Raw genomic sequence first — 367 nt, 5'->3', positions numbered from 1 at the left:
CGTCCTCTCCGGCGGCGGCGGCATGGCCTGGCTCGCCCTACCCGAGACACAAGCCGAAGAACTGCTGACCACCTGGAACGGACAACTCTCCGTAGCAGCCGTGAACGGGCCGTCGTCCACGGTGGTCGCCGGGCAGCCGGAGGCACTGGACGAGCTGCTCGCCCGGTGCGAGGCGACCGGGGTCTGGGCGCGCCGCATCCCGGTGGACTACGCCTCCCACTCCCCCCACGTCGAGGAGATCCGGGACACCCTGGCCGGCGAACTGAGGGACGTCACACCACGGTCGGGCCGGATCGCGTTCCACTCCACCGTGACCGGCGACGCACTGGACACCGCCGAACTGGACGGGGCGTACTGGTTCCGGAAC

The 367-nt window shown here is 70.8% G+C and carries 1 protein-coding gene; it reads left to right on the top strand.

What is annotated here, in order from left to right; translation table 11 throughout:
* Positions 1-367: acyltransferase domain-containing protein (locus tag OO67_RS35470; RefSeq protein WP_033305959.1), on the top strand; the 367-nt coding region annotated here is incomplete at both ends.

Source organism: Streptomyces atroolivaceus (genome assembly GCF_000717025.1).
In the GTDB taxonomy this organism is placed as follows: Bacteria; Actinomycetota; Actinomycetes; order Streptomycetales; family Streptomycetaceae; genus Streptomyces; species Streptomyces atroolivaceus.
This window is presented reverse-complemented; position numbering and strand designations above follow the sequence as displayed.